Annotated in this window: 1 protein-coding gene; it reads right to left on the bottom strand. The window is 32.1% G+C overall.

The features are described from left to right. Nucleotides 1–396: DUF420 domain-containing protein (locus tag LC407_RS20820; RefSeq protein ID WP_223483530.1), on the bottom strand; the 396-nt coding region annotated here is incomplete at its 3' end. Between the last annotated feature and the right edge of the window lie 47 nt (nt 397–443).

Here is a 443-nt window from a genome sequence, read left to right as displayed (position 1 = left end):
GTAAACTGCTACACCGGTAATCGAAGTAAAGAACCAAACAATACTTGTAATGGGGCCTAGCCGGCGATGAAGAGAAAGATTATTTTTATAACCTGTTATTAAAGAAATTACACCTAATACTGCACCAATGGTAGCTAATGTGATATGAAATACTAAAAAAACGGTATAATATATTTTAATATTATCTAGGCCGCCGAATGAAGTATTTCCTATAAAAATGGTTCTAGAAGCATAAATAATAAAGAAAATTAGGGCAAATAAGCTTGCCATGAACATTGTCTTTTTGTGAGCCTCTATTTTTTTTTGCTTTATTTGCCACCAGCCGATAGCAACTGTAATCCCGCTTAAAACAATAAAGGTGGTACTTATTGTTGGTAATATCGGTAAGGAATTCATTAATAAGTCCTCTCTTTTTACATTTTTCTATAATAATAGTAGTGTAT

The sequence above is a fragment of the Stenotrophomonas sp. OVS01A genome, assembly GCF_019969775.1.
In the GTDB taxonomy this organism is placed as follows: domain Bacteria; phylum Pseudomonadota; class Gammaproteobacteria; order Xanthomonadales; family Xanthomonadaceae; genus Stenotrophomonas; species Stenotrophomonas indicatrix.
Note: the sequence above shows the minus strand (reverse complement) of the source record. Positions and strands in the feature narration are given on the sequence as shown.